This window comes from Zoogloea sp., from assembly GCF_044344315.1.
In the GTDB taxonomy this organism is placed as follows: Bacteria; Pseudomonadota; Gammaproteobacteria; order Burkholderiales; family Rhodocyclaceae; genus Zoogloea.
Genome location: NZ_JBIJDC010000034.1, coordinates 25,851 through 40,269 on the forward strand (window position 1 = coordinate 25,851; position 14,419 = coordinate 40,269).

The window sequence follows — 14,419 nt, forward strand, 5'->3', positions numbered from 1 at the left end:
AACCGATCGCAAAACTGTGCAAACAATATAAACGACATAAATGTAACAAAATACTACGAATTAATGCGTTTTTACTATTTTTGATGTTGCCCGAGGGGTAAGACTCCCCCTCCCTTGCCGATCCGGAAGTGGGCTCAGCGATTGAACCAGCGCAGCACCGTGCCCCAAGCGTGCAGATCCAGGCGCGTCACCTCACCACAGGCGAAATCGAGACCCAGCCAGTTTTCCGGCGGCAGGCCGAGGAGCTGCCCGGCCAGGGCTCGCAGGGGACCGCCATGGGCGACCACCACGGCGGCGGCGGGGTCGGCCTGGCGCAGGCCGGCCAGGAAGTCGAGGGCTCGGGCCGCCATCTGGCGCGGTGACTCGCCTCCCGGCGGGGCAAAGTCGAGGGGGGCGGCCGACCAGGCATCCAGGGCTGCCTTGCCGATCTCGTCGAAACTGCGGCCTTCCCACTCGCCGAAGTGGATCTCCTGCAGGCGTGCATCCACCTGGGGGGAACCCAGGGCTTCGGCCAGCAGGCGGGCCCGGCGCAGGGGGCTGGTGTACAGGGCGTAGTCGGCGGGCAGCAGTGGCCGCAGACGCTCGGCCACCACACGCGGCGATTCGGCGAGCCCGAGATCGGTCTGCCCGTAACACGTCCCCGGCGCAACATCGGGCCGGGGATGGCGGATCAGGTAAAGCTCCATGCGGCAAGGATTCCGAGGTAGATGGCAAGCTCGGCGACCTGCTGGGTGGCGCCGAGGCAATCGCCGGTATAGCCCCCCAGCCGGCGGGCAAAGGTGCGCATCGCCAGCACGCTGACGACGGCAGTAATGACCAGTACGCTCAGCGCCTCGCCGGCGTTCAACAGCAGCAGGGGCAGAATGCCGCCGAGGGTGGCGATGCCCAGCTCGGCGGCCGTGGGGCGACGGGCGACAGAGGCCGACTTGGCGCTGTCGTCGGCGCGGGCGTAGTCCAGCACCACCATCAGGCTCACCGCGGCGAGACGGGACAGGGGGTGGGCCACCAGCAGAGCGGCGATCAGCGGGTAGTCCTGCTCGGCGGCCAGATCGGCCAGCGCCAGGTATTTGGCGAGGAGCATCAGGACCAGGCCGATGGCACCGTAGCTGCCGATCCGCGAATCCTTCATGATCTTCAGGATCTGCTCCCGGTTCCAGCCGCCGCCGAGTCCGTCGCAGGTGTCGGCCCAGCCGTCCTCGTGGAAGGCGCCAGTCGCGCGGATACTCGCTGCCATGGCCAGCACGATCGCCACATCCACCGGCAACACCTGCACCGCCAGGCCATACACGCCCGCCCCGATCAGGCCGACAATCCAGCCGATCCAGGGCAGGAAGCGGGCCGCCTGGCCCAGTTTTTCCGGGGAGAACTCGACCCAGCCAGGCACTGGCAACCGGGTGAAGAAGCCAAGGGCGATGAAGAAGAGCTCGAGCTGGGCGCGGAGCATGTCAGTGCGTCCAGACAGCGGGCTGCGGGTTTGCCGGGCCCATCACTGACGGCTCACACCGGCGGATTCGAAGCTGGCCATCTCGTTGAGGAAGTTGACCGCCGCCTGCACCAGTGGGTAAACCAGGGCAGCTCCCGTACCCTCACCGAGACGCAGATCGAGCTGGACCAGAGGCTCGGTGTTGAAATGGGTCAGTTGCACGGTGTGCCCTGGCTCCTGGGATCGATGGGCAAAGACGCAGTAGTCGAGGATCGCCGGACACAGGGCATGGGCCACCAGCAGGGCACTGGTAACGATGAAGCCATCAATGAGCAGGACCATGCCCTCCTCCGCAGCACCGAGCATGGCGCCGGCCATCATGGCGATCTCGAATCCACCGTACTGGGCAAGGGCTTCCAGGGGATCGCCGGGCCGGCCGCCACGGGCCACGGCCCGGGCCAGCAACTGGCGCTTGCGGGCCAGGCCGGCATCGTCCAGCCCGGTGCCGCGGCCAATCACGATGTCCAGTTCGGCACTGGTCAGGCAGTGGGTCAGCAGAGACGCCGACGCGGTGTTGCCGATGCCCATCTCACCAAAGCCGATCACGTTGCACCCTTGCCCGGCCAGCTCGTGGGCCAGCGCGCGACCGCGGGCCATGGCGGTGTCGCGCTGGGCGGCATCCATGGCCGGCGTTTCCAGATAATTGGCGGTGCCAGCCGCCACCTTGGCATCGATCAGCCCCGGACGGGCGCCAAAATCCCGGGCCACCCCGGCGTCCACTACCGACAGGGCGAGGCCGGCCTGGCGGGCAAACACATTGATCGCGGCACCCCCGGCGAGGAAGTTCTCGACCATCTGCCAGGTCACGTCCTGGGGATAGGCGGACACGCCAGCCCGCGCCGCACCGTGATCCCCGGCAAAGACCAGCATGTGCGGATTGTTCAGCCGTGGGGCGAGGGTTTGCTGGATCAGACCGATCTGGCGAGCCAGAGCTTCGAGGCGCCCGAGGGCGCCGAGCGGCTTGGTCTTGGTATCGATGCGCTGCTGGAGGGCAGCCGCAAGGCCGTGGTCGGGACGGACAATGGCAAAGGTCATGGAGCGCATCTACAGGCGGGGTCAAGGCCGCGGATGCTAGGACGGGGCGGCGTTTATTACAAGCGCCGCTCCACCCCACGTACTGGCAGGATCAAACACCAGTACGGCAAAAAACACTCAGCTACTCAGGGCGCGGCGGTCGGCGCCACGCACCTGGAAGAGCACACGGCGGCTGTTTCGGACCTGGTTCTCCCAGGCGCGCTTGAGCACGAAACGCAACTCGTAGTCACCGGGCACGTCACCGACGAGCAGAAACACCTGGCTGCCAGGGCGACGGGCGCCTGTTTCGCCGGCAGTGTGTTCAAGGGTCACCTGCAAGGGGGCGCTGGACGCATCCACGTACCAGGTGGCGCCGCCGGCAGGGGAAGGCAGGGCAATGCGGCAGGGCTGACCAATACCACTGGCAAGGTGCTGGGTATTCATGGTGTCGCCGCCCCCTTGTTACATCTTGTAATGGAACCGATGTTGCACTGCGAGGCGCGAACTCGCAGTGATCCTCAGCACAGCAAGAATGTGCAGAAGTTCCGAACCCCTCCGGGAAAAAACCATTTCAATTAAATACTTAACATACACCCGACTCAGCCCTTCAGCCTTAACGGCAGGCCGGCGGCCACCAGAGTGACTTCGCCACACAGGTCCGCCACAGCCTGATTAAGCCGCCCCGCCTCGTCCCGGAAGAGCCGCCCCAGGGCGGTCTCGGGCACGAGGCCAAAACCCACCTCGTTGGCCACAAAGATCACGCGGCCGGGCAAGCCGGGAATCAACGCCAGCAGGGCCGCCCGCTCCCGGGCGAAAGCCGGGAGCAGTTCGGCCCCCGCCCCGGGGGGCAGTGCATCGGCGCCATCGAGCAGATTGGCCAGCCACAGGGTCAGGCAATCGACCACCACGCAACGCCCCTCGACCGCTTCGTCAGCCAGGGCCGCTGCCAGCCCGCGGGGCGCTTCGACCACGCCCCAGCCGGCCGGCCGGTCGGCCTGGTGACGGGCGATGCGTGCGCTCATCTCTTCATCGAGGGCTTCGGCAGTGACGATGACATGCACCGGAAGGCCACTTCCGGCAGCGCGTTGTTCGGCATGGCGGCTCTTGCCCGAACGGGCGCCGCCGATGATCAATTCACAGGGCATGAGGGGCTTTCGAATATTCCGTGCACGTCAACCATTTTCGGGAAGTATCTGATTTCGGTGGTATTATCGCAGGCTGTCCGGTGCAGCAGCAGCTGTTCCGGACATACGTGTTCCAGGTGCTCCACGGTCCCCCGGACCAGGAGTTAAACGGGAAACAGGTGCGCGTGCTTCTCGCCGAAGCCGCAATGCCTGTGCTGCCCCCGCAACGGTAAGCAAGCGCAAGGTGTGTCACACCGCCACTGGGCCAACAACTGGCTTGGGAAGGCGACATACCACGTCCGGTTCGGCACTTTCTGCCCTACCGGCTCAGCTTGTGAGCCCGGATACCGGCCTTGATCACATGAAGCGGCAGTGCCACGGGGTGGTGGCGACGAGCGCGGTCATGGGTCTTCCCGGACCTTCTCTGCACAAACTCCCCTGGCGCAGCCAAGCGCAATCCACCCGGCGGCGGGGACGCAGCCGGGCAAGGGAGAAACCATCAGATGATCATCCGCCTTTCCGCTGCCGCCATCGCGGTCGCATCCGCCTTTCCCGTCGCCGCTGTGGCGGCCGAGACCGAGCACCCCACCGTGACCGTGACTGCCACCCGCCAGGCCCAGCGCACCGATGAGGCCATCGCCGACACCACGGTGATCAACCGGGAAAGCATCGAACGCGCCGGCCCGAGCTTCTCGCTGCCCGAACTGCTGGCCCGCCAGCCCGGCATCCAGATGAGCTCCAACGGTGGTCCGGGCAAAGCCACCGACATCTCCATCCGCGGCACCAATTCCAAGCACACCCTGTTCCTGGTGGACGGCATGCGCCTGGGCTCCGCCACCCTCGGCACGGCGGCCTGGCAGGACATTCCCCTGTCCCAGATTGAACGCATCGAGATCGTCCGCGGACCCGCCTCGGCCCTGTATGGAGCCGACGCCATCGGCGGCGTGATCCAGGTCATCACCAAGAAGGGCAGCGGCGAGCCGAAGATCAATGCCTTCGTGGGCGCTGGCAGCTACGGCACCCGGGAAGTCTCCGCCGGCGTGGCCGGGGGTACCGAGCAGCTGTCCTACTCGGCCCGCGGCGGCTACTCCCAGACCGAGAGTTTCAGTGCCCAGAACCGCAAGCTGTCCACCTACAACGCCGACAACGACCTTTATCGCAACGGCAACTTCTCGGGCAACTTCGCCTGGCGCCCTGCCGCCGGTCACGAGCTGGGCGGCTCTGTGCTGTACGCAGAAAGCCGTTCGATGTACGACTCGGGGCGCAGCTACAACAACTACAACAACGCCGCCCAGAGCGCCTGGAACCTCTACAGCCGCAACCGGTTCACCGACATCTGGACCAGCACCGTGCGCTTCGGCCAGTCCATCGACGACTACGAGAACTTCGCCTCCTACGCCCCCAACGGCGCCACCATCAAGACCACCCAGAACCAGTTCATGTGGCAGCACGATGTGCGCCTGCCGGTGGGCAACCTGCTGGCCGCCTACGAGAACCTGCACCAGAAGGCCACCAACGAGGGCACCTTCGATGTCAGCCGCTCGGTCAACTCCTTCCTGCTGGGGTGGACGGCCAACATCGACGCCCATCGGCTGCAACTCAACGCCCGCCACGACGACAACTCCCAGTACGGCGGCAAGACCACCGGCTACGCTGGCTACGGTTACCAGATCCTGCCCAGTCTGCGCATACAGGGCAGCGTCGGCTCGGCCTTCCGCGCGCCGACCTTCAACGAGCTCTACTATCCGGGTTTCGGCAACCCCGAGCTGAAGCCCGAGAATGCCTATAACAAGGAAATCGGCCTGCTGTGGGAAAAGGGCAGCCACAACCTGAGCGCGACCTACTACCACAACCGCATCAGCAACCTGATCGCCAACGACCAGAACTTCATCCCCCGCAACGTGGCCAACGCCAAGCTTGAGGGCATCACCCTGGGTTACGGCGGGCAACTGGCCGGCTTCGACCTGAGCGCCAGCGTGGACTTCCTCGACCCCAAGGACAGCGACACCGGCAAGCGCCTGCAGCGCCGCGCCAACAAGTTCGCCAACCTGTCGATCAGCCGCCGCATCCAGGCCCTCACCGTGGGCATGGAGTGGCGCGGCTCCGGCGACCGCTACGACCGGGCCAACGAGATCCGGCCGCTGGGTGGCTACGGCATGCTCAACGCCTATGCCAAGTACGCCCTGACCCACGAGTGGGCCGTTGAAGGACGGGTCAACAACCTGCTCGACAAGCAGTACGAGACGGCCTATGGCTACAACACCCCCGGCGCCAACGTCTTCGTGGGCGTACGCTACGCCCCCAGGTAAAGCACGATGAACGGAGGGACCATGGCCCAGGGGCAGGCTGCGACGCGCAACACCGGCATGCTGTCGGTGCGCCGCCGCGCCGCTGCGGTGCTCGCCGGCCTGGTGCTGGCGGCCCTCGCGGCCTTCGCCTGGTCCCTCTCGGCCGGTGCCCTGCCGGTCTCCATCGACGACCTGCTTACCGCCCTGTCCGGTGCCGAAGGCGGCATGGAGGCGGACATCATCCGTAGCCTGCGCCTACCCCGCGCCGTGGCGGCCTTTGCCTGCGGCGGCCTGCTGGCCCTGGCCGGTGCGCTGATGCAGGTGCTGCTGCGCAACCCCCTGGCCGACCCCTACGTGCTGGGCATCTCCGGTGGCGCGGCGGTCGGGGCGCTGGGCGCCATCCTTGCAGGGGCTGCGGCCGGCTGGATTGACGCGGGGGCCTTCATCGGTGCCCTCGGCGCCACCCTGCTGGTCTTCGGCCTGGCCCATGGAGACGGGTCCTGGACCCAGACCCGTCTCCTCCTCACCGGCGTTATCGTCGCCGCCGGCTGTGGCGCGGCGGTGGCCCTGATGCTCAGCCTGGCCCCGGAGGGGCGAGTCAAAGGCATGCTGTTCTGGCTGATGGGCGATGCCAGTGGCGCCACCCGACCGTGGCCGGCCCTGGCCCTGCTGGCTGTCGGGCTCGCCGCGGCCCTGCCCTTCGCCCGCGAGCTCAACCTGCTGGCCCGGGGCGAAGTCACTGCCCGCGCCCTCGGCGTGCGGGTCGGGCGCCTGCGCGGCCTGGTCTATGGCCTGGGCTCCCTGCTCACCGCAGTGGCCGTCACCACCGTCGGCTCGGTGGGCTTCATCGGGCTGATCGTGCCCCATCTGGTGCGCCTGGCCATCGGCAACGACCAGCGCCTGCTGCTCCCCGCCGCCACCCTGGCCGGCGGCGTGCTGCTGTGCGCCGCCGACACCGCGGCACGTACCGTGGTCGCCCCCATCCAGCTGCCGGTGGGCGTGCTCACCGCCCTGATCGGCGTGCCGGTGTTCCTGTTCCTGCTGGCCCGCCACCCCCGATGAAGATGGATGCCCGCCCCCCCGTGCTGGCCGCCGAACGGCTCACCGTGCAGGTGGGGCGCCGGGATGTGTGCCACGAGCTGGATTTCACCCTGCAGGCCGGCGATACCCTGGTCATACTCGGCCGCAACGGCGCCGGCAAGACCACCCTGCTCCACACCCTGGCCGGCCTGCGCGATGCCGCCCGCGGCGCCGTGCTGCTGTCCGGCCAGCCCTATGCCGCCTGGCCCCGCGGTCATGAGGCCTGCCTGCGCGGCCTGCTCGCCCAGAGCCAGCCCGACTTCTTCAGTGCCACCGTACTCGAGACCGCCCTGGTCGGTCGCCACCCCTACCTGGGCCGCTGGGACTGGGAAGGCCCGGGCGACGAAGCCATCGCCCTGGCGGCCCTGGCGCAGATGGGCCTGGAGAGCTTTGCCGCGCGCCAAGTGCCTACCCTTTCCGGCGGCGAGCGCCAGCGCCTCTCCATCGCCGCCCTGCTCGTCCAGCAGCCGCGCCTCTACCTGCTCGACGAACCCCTGGCCCACCTGGATCTGCACCACCAGGTCGCCGTGCTCGATCACTTCCGCAGCCTGGCCGCCAGCGGCGCCGGCGTGGCCATGGTCCTCCATGACATCAACCTCACCGCCCGCTACGCCAGCCACGTACTGCTGCTCGATGGTGAAGGCGGCCACGTGATCGGCCCGGCAGCCGAGGTGCTCACCACTGCGCGCCTGTCCGCCGCCTTCGGCCACCCCCTGCGGGCCATCGCCGACGGCGAACACACCTTGTTCGTGCCGGTCTGAACCGGCCACAACCACCCCCGAGAGAAGCCATGAGCGCACCCGACCTGAACGCAACGTCCACCGAGGAAGAACGCAACGCCCGCCACAAGGCCCGCATGGAACGCAAGAAGGCCGTCGTTGACGCCGCCATCGCCGCCGCCACCGACACCCGCGGCCTGCTGCTGGTCAACACCGGCAACGGCAAGGGCAAGTCCAGCGCCGCCTTTGGTGTGCTCGCCCGGGCCATCGGCCACGGCATGAAAGTGGGCGTGGTGCAGTTCGTCAAAGGCCGCTCCGACACCGGCGAGGAAGCCTTCTTCCGCCGCCAGCCCGAGGTGAGCTGGCACGTCATGGGCGACGGCTTCACCTGGGACACCCAGGACCGCAGCGCCGACATCGCCAGCGCCAAAGCCGGGTGGGAACAGGCGCGGCGCTTCCTGGACGATCCGGAGATCGGCCTCGTCGTCCTCGACGAGCTCAACATCGCCCTCAAGTACGCCTACCTGGATCTGGCCGAAGTCCTCCGCGACATCAACAGCCGGCCCGAGATGCAGCACGTCATCGTTACCGGCCGCGGCGCCCCCGAGGCCCTGATTGAGGCCGCCGACACCGTCACCGAGATGGGTGTGGTCAAGCACGCCTTCAAGGCCGGTATCGCCGCCCAGGCGGGCGTGGAGTTCTGAGCCGCCTGCGGTAAACCCCGGTTCTGCCCGGCCCTCCGGGCGCGCTAAGCTTGGGCTCCTCCCGCTCCAGGAAGCCCCATGCACCGCATCGTCACCCTCGAAGCCGGCGCCCTGATCGCCAACGTCCGCAGCCCCGCCTTTGCCCACGAGTGGGTGGAATTCGACGCTACCCGCCAGGATGAGGTCGCCGAGCGCCTGGCCGGCGCCACCATTGCCATCGTCAACAAGCGCCTGCTGACCGCCGACATCCTGGCCGGCCTGCCACAGCTGCAGATGGTCGCCATCGCCGCCACCGGCTACAACAACATCGATCTGGAGGCCTGCCGGGCTCGCGGCATCGTCGTCTCCAACGTGCGCGGCTATGCCCGCGAGACCGTGCCGGAACACGTCCTCGCCCTGCTGCTGGCCCTGTCCCGGCAGATCGGGCCCTTTCACCAGTCCGTGGCGGCCGGGCGCTGGCAGCACAGCGAACAGTTCTGCTATTTCGATTACCCCATCCGCGACCTGGCCGGCCAGACCCTGGGCATTCTCGGCAGCGGCACCCTGGGCGACGGCGTCGCCCGCCTCGCCGAGGCCTTCGGCATGCGGGTGATCCGCGGCGAGCGCAAGGGCGCCGACACGGTGCGCGAAGGCTACGTGGCCTTCCCGCAGCTGCTCCGCGAGGCCGACGTGATCAGCCTGCACTGCCCCCTCAACGACGCCACCCGGCACATGATCGGTGCAGCAGAGCTGGCCACCATGAAGCCCGGTGCCCTGCTCATCAACACCGCCCGCGGCGGCCTGGTGGATGAAGCCGCCCTGGCCGAGGCCCTGCGCCACAGGCAAATCGGCGGCGCCGGCTTCGACGTGCTGAGCGAGGAGCCACCCCGGGACAATCCCCTTCTCGCTCCCGATTTACTGGAAGCGGGCAACTTCATCCTCACCCCCCACGTGGCCTGGTCCAGCCGGGAGGCCATGCAGGCCCTGGCGGACCAGTTGATCGGCAACATCGAAGCCTTCGCCGCCGGGGAGGCGCGCAACCGGGTGGCGTGAGACGCTAGCGATTGCGGCTCAGGTACTCGACGATCCGCCGCCGCTCGTCCGCGTCGCCAACCCGGAAGTTCATCCGCTGCCCCGGCACCAGGGCTTCCGGATCGCGCAGCCAGCGCTCCAGACTCTCCTCGGTCCACACGATCTGCGAGCGGGCGAGCGCCGGGGAGTAGGCAAAGCCGGCGATGCTGCCCGCCTTGCGGCCGAGCACCCCGGCATGGCGCGGCCCGACCCGGTCCGCAGCGAGGGCGTGGCAGCCACCGCAGCGCGCCTCATAGAGGGCCCGGCCCGGGTCGGCGTCATCGGCCGCCCGGGCAGGTGCCGCAAGCACTGCCAGGCCGGCCAGGGCGAGGCACAGTGCGGGCTTCATGCGCCGAAGCTCAGCGGCTTGGCCGGCAGCATGCGACCCAGCGCGGACGACAAGGCCGTCCAGTGCATGGTTTCGTCGGCGGCGAGGCGCCCGGCCACCTGGGCCAGCGCGGCCTCCTTGAAGGACGGGATCACCCCCAGGTAGGCGTTGGCGGCGCCCAGTTCCAAGCGTGCGGCCAGGGCCAGCACATCAGCCTGACTTTTCAGCGTGCCGGCATTGAGGGCCTTGGCATAGTCGTCGAGGGATCGTTCCATCACCGGCTTGCCGCCCATCTTCTCAATGGTGGCAATGAGCGCGTCCCGGTGCCCCTTGTGATGGGACTGGAACAGCACGGCCACGTCGAGCACCGGCTTCTGCAGCAGGCCGCTGCCGGCGCCGAGCTGGTATGCGTTGATGGCCTCGTGTTCGAGGCCCAGGGCCACATTGAGGATGTCCACATCCTTGCCCATGTCGCCAGGAGCGGCAGCGGCAAGATCGGGGCGCCCGGCAAGCAGGGCGATGGCGGCAACTGAGAGGGTGGCCTTGCCGGAGGTGGACAGGAAGTTGCGGCGGGCAGGAAGGGCATTGGCGGACATGGTCTGACTCCTTGACGAGGGGATTGAGAACGGGTGCTTCAACCCCTCTACGCAGCCCATACCGACCTGGATGCAAGCCCTGAAGCGCCGCGGGCCGGGTGCCACGTCAGAAGACGCAGTCACCCGGCCCGCAGGGCGTGGGCGCCCGCTTCAGGCAGCCGGCCGGCTCGACGAACGCACGAAGAGCAAGCTGCCCACGTCGCTGCTGAAGGGCGGCTGCCGCACACCGTCGGGGGCGAGTTGGTAATCACCGGCACGCAGCAACCTGTCACCCGCAAAGGCTTCACCTTCGATCACCAGGCATTCCCTGTCGAGGGGCGGATCGCGGAAATCGGCATGGGCGCCCGGGGCGAGGCTGAGCAGGAGGGACCGCTCGTGCCCTTCGTCGTGCAGCAGCTTCAGGCGGACACCGGGCTGGCGTTCAGTCCATTCTCCTTCGTCGCGGTGCACCGTGATGGGCACCTGACCGCGACCGGGGAGCAGGGCGCTGATCACATCCCTGGCGACTTCCATGCCATGGCCGATGGGCGTGCCGCGCAAGTAGAGCAGGGCTCCGCCGCTCGAACGCACCACGCCATGGCGACTGCCGGAACGGGCCAGGTGATAGTCGCCGACGCGGACGGTGATGTCGCCCAGTTGGGCCTCGCCACGCAGGACAACACATTCCTCGTCTTCATGGTGACGATGGAAGGGGATCGCGGCGCCGGGCTGCAGTTCAAGCAACACGGACCGGGCGTCCCCGCACAGGCGCTTGACGCGAACCCCTGGCACCAGACGGCCCCACTCGCCTTCATCAAGGCGCACATGGATGAAATCCGCACCGGCTGCGCGGCTGGCCCGGACACGGGCGAGCAGGCGCTGCTTGAGCGCATCGGCGCGCTCGGGAGACAGGGCAACGGGGGAGACGGCTTCGAGCAGGCCGTCGCGCACATCGCGGGCACCGGTCGGATCGTCGGGATCAAGCATGTGTTTGTCGTTCATGATCACGCGGTGCTCCTGTCGATATGTGCGGTCAGCGTTGCACGCAGACTCAGCAGCGCACGCCGGACATGGGATTTGACGGTTCCGAGGGGCAGGCCTGCATGCTGAGCGACCTCGTCGTGGGTCAGGCCACGGAAGAAGACCAATGCGATGAGCTGGCGCGGCACCGGGTCAAGGGCCGCCAGTGCAGCGTGCACCCGGGTGCTGTCCTGGCAGGCCGTCAGGAGGTCGGGCGGGTCGCTGCCATCCTGGGGTTCGACCTCCAGCAGGGTATGCGGCTCGGGGTGGCACAGGGCCGGGTCGGCCCGGCGCAGATGGTCGAGGGCACGGCTGCGGGCAATGGTCAGGATCCACGCCAGCGGCCGGCCGCGGGCCGGATCGTAGCGCAGCGCCTGGCGCCATACTTGAAAGAAGACGTCCTCCACCACCTCCTCGGCAGCCACCGTATCCCGGACGATACGCAGGACGATGCCATGCACCCGGCCACCGGTGCTGTCATAGAGCTCGGCCAGGGCGCCCTCGTCGCCACCACCGATGCGCTTGAGGCATCCGGCCAGTTCGAGGTCTTCGGGCGCAGCCCATCCTCCGCGCGGGCACACGTCCGCATCGCCACCGTCCGGGGCGCCTGCAAGGCTGGGCGGCGGCGCGGTGCCAGGCAGGATCACCGGCTGCAGGTCCTCGGTCATGGGGATCGCTCCTTGCTGTGACGGGCGTCTGGGGCCATGTTGAGTGTCTCCGGGAGTTGATCAGGACGCTGGGCGCAAGGGTCGCAGGGCAACACGAGCGGCAGCGTGTTCCTGCATTACGCAGCCGGCGGCGCGGTGGATGCAGCCGCGGCAATGCGGGGTGGGTAGCCCCGTCTGCATCCGGATTGCCACACCCCGCGTAATGAGGGGGTGCGGCGAACCCCGTCGGGGAGGCGCCGCCCACTTCATCACCTTGGGAGGCACATTGCCATGCACGTTATCAAGAAACTGACCCTCTTGCTCGCCTGGGGCGCCGCATTGCCGGCCCTCGCCGGGAGCGACAAGCTGCTGCTCACGGGCGGCGTCACCCAGCTGGAAGGCGCAGCCGGCGGCGGGCTGACGCCCTGGGCGGTGATCGCCGGCTACGGCACCCGCGACCAGATCGGTGCCAACGCCTTCTACACCGGCGTGTGGTCCCAGGACTACGGGCTGGCGACGGGCGGCATCGCCGTGGGCCTGTGGGATCGCCTCGAATTGTCCTACGCCCGCCAGCGCTTCAACACCCGTGAGGTGGGCGGCGCACTCGGGCTGGGGAACGGATTCGCCTTCAATCAGGACGTCTTCGGGGTCAAGCTGCGGGTGCTCGGCAATGCCGTGCTGGATCAGGATAGCTGGCTGCCCCAGATTGCCATCGGCGTGCAGCACAAGCGCAATGACCAGGGGGCGGTGCTGCGGGCCATCGGCGCGAAGGATGATCACGGTACCGACTTCTACGTCAGCGCCACCAAGCTCTTCCTGGCCCAGAGCGTGCTGGCCAATGCGACCCTGCGCCAGACCAAGGCCAACCAGCTGGGGATTCTGGGCTTCGGGGGTGACAAGCGCGACGGCTATTCGACCCAGTTCGAGACCTCTCTGGCCTACCTGGTCCGCAAGGATCTGGCGGTGGGTGTCGAGTACCGCAGCAAGCCGGACAACCTGAAGATCGCTCGGGAGGATGACTGGTACGACTTCTTCGTTGCCTACCAACCGATCAAGAACGTTTCGGTGACGCTGGCCTACGCCCACCTGGGCAACATCGTCATCAAGGACAACCAGCGCGCACCCTACCTGTCTTTGCAGGTCGGCTTTTGACCCGAGGAGCACCCCGATGAAAACCCGCCATTTCATTACCCTTGTTGCCACCTGCGCCGCCATGGCCCTTCCCGCGGCCGGTCACGCAGAACCGGATCTGTCCACCTTCCAGGCCTTCGGTGAAAAACCGGGGCTGGTGAAGATCATGGATGGCTTCATGCTCAGGCTGCTGGCCGATCCGCGCACCCGCCCCTTTTTCGAGAAGGCCGACCAGACCCGGGTCAAGGCCCAGTTGGTGGATCAGATCTGCGCGGTTCTGGAGGGCCCCTGCACCTATGGCGGCGCGCCAATGGGGCCGCTGCATGCCGGGCTGGGCATTCGCGAGGCGGATTTCAATGCGCTTGTGGAAGATCTGCAGAAGGCCATGGATGCGCAGGGCGTTCCCTTCCGGGCCCAGAACAAGCTGCTGGCCAAACTGGCCCCGATGCATCGCGAGATCATCACCCGCTGAACGGCCTGCACCGGGTTTCATGCCTTTGCGGGGCGTCCGCGCTTCTTCGGCGCCCCGTCGGCCTCGCCCTTCACCTCAGGCAGCGGCGCGAGCAGGGCACGGATGTCGTCCTCACCGAACTTCACCGTGCCCTGGTGATCCTCCGAGAGGATGCCGGCGGCGAGTTCGGCCTTCTTCTCCTGCAGGCCGAGGATCTTCTCCTCGATGGACCCGGCCACCACCAGCTTGTAGACGAACACCGCCTTCTTCTGCCCGAGGCGGTGGGCCCGGTCAGTGGCCTGGTTTTCGACGGCCGGGTTCCACCAGGGGTCGTAGTGGATCACCGTGTCGGCAGCGGTGAGGTTGAGGCCGACACCCCCGGCCTTCAGGCTGATCAGGAAGACCGGCACCTCGCCGTCCTGGAACTGGCGGATCGGCGCCTCCCGGTCCTGGGTGTCGCCGGTGAGGGTCACGTAGTCGATGCGCCGGGTGGTGAGTTCGGCGGCGATGAGGCTGAGCATGCCGGTGAACTGGGAGAACAGCAGCACCTTGCGGCCCTCTTCCACCAGCTCCGGCAGCATGTCCATGAGCAGGTCGAGCTTGGCCCGCTCCTTCACCTTGGCGGCGGCGTCGGTCTTGATGAGGCGCGGGTCGCAGCACACCTGGCGCAGCTTGAGCAGGGCATCGAGGATGACGATCTGGCTGCGCGCGAAACCCCGGGCGGCGATCTCGTCGCGGACCCGCTGGTCCATGGAGGCGCGCACGGTCTCGTAGAGGTCGCGCTGACGGCCTTCGAGCTCGACAC

17 protein-coding genes and 1 riboswitch are annotated in these 14,419 nt (G+C 67.7%); of the genes, 7 read left to right on the forward strand and 10 right to left on the reverse strand.

Annotation, left to right across the window (positions count from 1 at the left end; translation table 11 throughout):
• Positions 1 to 134 precede the first annotated feature (134 nt).
• From cobC to cobU, 5 genes are all read right to left on the reverse strand, one after another.
• Positions 135 to 686: an alpha-ribazole phosphatase family protein gene (gene cobC / locus ACIQ09_RS09590; protein WP_398308588.1), complete on the reverse strand. Its 552-nt coding sequence runs from the start codon at positions 684 to 686 to the stop codon at positions 135 to 137.
• A complete protein-coding gene (locus tag ACIQ09_RS09595) occupies positions 671 to 1,444 on the reverse strand; it encodes an adenosylcobinamide-GDP ribazoletransferase (RefSeq protein ID WP_398308590.1) in 774 nt (257 codons plus the stop codon). Before ACIQ09_RS09595 ends, cobC begins: the two co-directional genes overlap by 16 nt.
• Positions 1,445 to 1,486: 42 nt before the next feature.
• Positions 1,487 to 2,518 carry a nicotinate-nucleotide--dimethylbenzimidazole phosphoribosyltransferase gene (gene cobT, locus ACIQ09_RS09600; RefSeq protein WP_398308592.1) on the reverse strand — a complete coding sequence of 344 codons (1,032 nt, stop codon included), beginning with the start codon at positions 2,516 to 2,518 and terminating at the stop codon, positions 1,487 to 1,489.
• Between the two features lie 117 nt (positions 2,519 to 2,635).
• Positions 2,636 to 2,941, reverse strand: coding sequence for a hypothetical protein (locus tag ACIQ09_RS09605; protein ID WP_398308594.1), 306 nt, complete (start codon positions 2,939 to 2,941; stop codon positions 2,636 to 2,638).
• A gap of 155 nt (positions 2,942 to 3,096) precedes the next feature.
• On the reverse strand, positions 3,097 to 3,642 hold the full coding sequence (cobU, locus tag ACIQ09_RS09610; RefSeq protein ID WP_398308596.1) for a bifunctional adenosylcobinamide kinase/adenosylcobinamide-phosphate guanylyltransferase: 546 nt from the start codon (positions 3,640 to 3,642) through the stop codon (positions 3,097 to 3,099).
• Between the two features lie 97 nt (positions 3,643 to 3,739).
• Positions 3,740 to 3,992: riboswitch (cobalamin riboswitch) on the forward strand.
• Between the two features lie 132 nt (positions 3,993 to 4,124).
• On the opposite strand from cobU, the gene ACIQ09_RS09615 reads away from it, so the two are divergent.
• The 5 genes from ACIQ09_RS09615 (at position 4,125) to ACIQ09_RS09635 (ending at position 9,444) form a co-directional block, all read left to right on the forward strand.
• A complete protein-coding gene (locus ACIQ09_RS09615; protein ID WP_398308598.1) occupies positions 4,125 to 5,930 on the forward strand; it encodes a TonB-dependent receptor domain-containing protein in 1,806 nt (601 codons plus the stop codon).
• Between the two features lie 57 nt (positions 5,931 to 5,987).
• Complete coding sequence (locus tag ACIQ09_RS09620; protein ID WP_398308615.1) at positions 5,988 to 6,971, forward strand: FecCD family ABC transporter permease; 984 nt, start codon at positions 5,988 to 5,990, stop codon at positions 6,969 to 6,971.
• Positions 6,968 to 7,750, forward strand: a complete 783-nt coding sequence (locus ACIQ09_RS09625; protein ID WP_398308600.1) for an ABC transporter ATP-binding protein — start codon at positions 6,968 to 6,970, stop codon at positions 7,748 to 7,750. Before ACIQ09_RS09620 ends, ACIQ09_RS09625 begins: the two co-directional genes overlap by 4 nt.
• Before the next feature lie 29 nt (positions 7,751 to 7,779).
• Entirely contained in the window at positions 7,780 to 8,412 is a 633-nt protein-coding gene (cobO, locus tag ACIQ09_RS09630; RefSeq protein WP_398308602.1) for a cob(I)yrinic acid a,c-diamide adenosyltransferase, read from the forward strand.
• A 78-nt stretch (positions 8,413 to 8,490) separates the two neighbouring features.
• Positions 8,491 to 9,444: a D-2-hydroxyacid dehydrogenase gene (locus ACIQ09_RS09635; protein WP_398308604.1), complete on the forward strand. Its 954-nt coding sequence runs from the start codon at positions 8,491 to 8,493 to the stop codon at positions 9,442 to 9,444.
• 4 nt (positions 9,445 to 9,448) lie between these two features.
• Here the strand turns inward: ACIQ09_RS09635 and ACIQ09_RS09640 are convergent, their stop codons facing one another.
• The 4 genes from ACIQ09_RS09640 to ACIQ09_RS09655 all read right to left on the reverse strand — a co-directional run bounded on the left by ACIQ09_RS09640 (position 9,449) and on the right by ACIQ09_RS09655 (position 12,053).
• Positions 9,449 to 9,811 (reverse strand): cytochrome c family protein, encoded by a 363-nt coding sequence (locus tag ACIQ09_RS09640; RefSeq protein WP_296407633.1) that lies wholly within the window; start codon positions 9,809 to 9,811, stop codon positions 9,449 to 9,451.
• Positions 9,808 to 10,386, reverse strand: coding sequence for a ferritin-like domain-containing protein (locus ACIQ09_RS09645; protein WP_296407634.1), 579 nt, complete (start codon positions 10,384 to 10,386; stop codon positions 9,808 to 9,810). The genes ACIQ09_RS09640 and ACIQ09_RS09645 overlap by 4 nt, the downstream gene beginning before the upstream one ends.
• A gap of 150 nt (positions 10,387 to 10,536) precedes the next feature.
• Entirely contained in the window at positions 10,537 to 11,367 is an 831-nt protein-coding gene (locus tag ACIQ09_RS09650; protein ID WP_398308607.1) for a cupin domain-containing protein, read from the reverse strand.
• Positions 11,368 to 11,369: 2 nt separating this feature from the next.
• A complete protein-coding gene (locus ACIQ09_RS09655) occupies positions 11,370 to 12,053 on the reverse strand; it encodes a sigma-70 family RNA polymerase sigma factor (RefSeq protein ID WP_398308609.1) in 684 nt (227 codons plus the stop codon).
• Positions 12,054 to 12,323: 270 nt separating this feature from the next.
• Here ACIQ09_RS09655 and ACIQ09_RS09660 point away from each other — a divergent pair, with 270 nt between their 5' ends.
• Together ACIQ09_RS09660 and ACIQ09_RS09665 are read left to right on the forward strand one after the other, a co-directional pair.
• Positions 12,324 to 13,184 (forward strand): DUF3034 family protein, encoded by an 861-nt coding sequence (locus ACIQ09_RS09660; protein WP_296407639.1) that lies wholly within the window; start codon positions 12,324 to 12,326, stop codon positions 13,182 to 13,184.
• Between the two features lie 16 nt (positions 13,185 to 13,200).
• On the forward strand, positions 13,201 to 13,635 hold the full coding sequence (locus ACIQ09_RS09665) for a group 1 truncated hemoglobin (protein WP_398308611.1): 435 nt from the start codon (positions 13,201 to 13,203) through the stop codon (positions 13,633 to 13,635).
• A 17-nt stretch (positions 13,636 to 13,652) separates the two neighbouring features.
• Here the strand turns inward: ACIQ09_RS09665 and ACIQ09_RS09670 are convergent.
• Positions 13,653 to 14,419: DEAD/DEAH box helicase (locus ACIQ09_RS09670; RefSeq protein WP_398308613.1), on the reverse strand; the 767-nt coding region annotated here is incomplete at its 5' end.

Excerpts from the sequence above, each read along its gene's own strand:
- cobC (WP_398308588.1), bottom strand. The coding sequence starts at position 686 with ATGGAGCTTTACCTGATCCGCCATCCCCGGCCCGATGTTGCGCCGGGG.
- ACIQ09_RS09595 (WP_398308590.1), bottom strand. The coding sequence starts at position 1,444 with ATGCTCCGCGCCCAGCTCGAGCTCTTCTTCATCGCCCTTGGCTTCTTC.
- cobT (WP_398308592.1), bottom strand. The coding sequence starts at position 2,518 with ATGACCTTTGCCATTGTCCGTCCCGACCACGGCCTTGCGGCTGCCCTC.
- ACIQ09_RS09605 (WP_398308594.1), bottom strand. The coding sequence starts at position 2,941 with ATGAATACCCAGCACCTTGCCAGTGGTATTGGTCAGCCCTGCCGCATT.
- cobU (WP_398308596.1), bottom strand. The coding sequence starts at position 3,642 with ATGCCCTGTGAATTGATCATCGGCGGCGCCCGTTCGGGCAAGAGCCGC.
- ACIQ09_RS09615 (WP_398308598.1), top strand. The coding sequence starts at position 4,125 with ATGATCATCCGCCTTTCCGCTGCCGCCATCGCGGTCGCATCCGCCTTT.
- ACIQ09_RS09620 (WP_398308615.1), top strand. The coding sequence starts at position 5,988 with ATGCTGTCGGTGCGCCGCCGCGCCGCTGCGGTGCTCGCCGGCCTGGTG.
- ACIQ09_RS09625 (WP_398308600.1), top strand. The coding sequence starts at position 6,968 with ATGAAGATGGATGCCCGCCCCCCCGTGCTGGCCGCCGAACGGCTCACC.
- cobO (WP_398308602.1), top strand. The coding sequence starts at position 7,780 with ATGAGCGCACCCGACCTGAACGCAACGTCCACCGAGGAAGAACGCAAC.
- ACIQ09_RS09635 (WP_398308604.1), top strand. The coding sequence starts at position 8,491 with ATGCACCGCATCGTCACCCTCGAAGCCGGCGCCCTGATCGCCAACGTC.
- ACIQ09_RS09640 (WP_296407633.1), bottom strand. The coding sequence starts at position 9,811 with ATGAAGCCCGCACTGTGCCTCGCCCTGGCCGGCCTGGCAGTGCTTGCG.
- ACIQ09_RS09645 (WP_296407634.1), bottom strand. The coding sequence starts at position 10,386 with ATGTCCGCCAATGCCCTTCCTGCCCGCCGCAACTTCCTGTCCACCTCC.
- ACIQ09_RS09650 (WP_398308607.1), bottom strand. The coding sequence starts at position 11,367 with ATGAACGACAAACACATGCTTGATCCCGACGATCCGACCGGTGCCCGC.
- ACIQ09_RS09655 (WP_398308609.1), bottom strand. The coding sequence starts at position 12,053 with ATGACCGAGGACCTGCAGCCGGTGATCCTGCCTGGCACCGCGCCGCCG.
- ACIQ09_RS09660 (WP_296407639.1), top strand. The coding sequence starts at position 12,324 with ATGCACGTTATCAAGAAACTGACCCTCTTGCTCGCCTGGGGCGCCGCA.
- ACIQ09_RS09665 (WP_398308611.1), top strand. The coding sequence starts at position 13,201 with ATGAAAACCCGCCATTTCATTACCCTTGTTGCCACCTGCGCCGCCATG.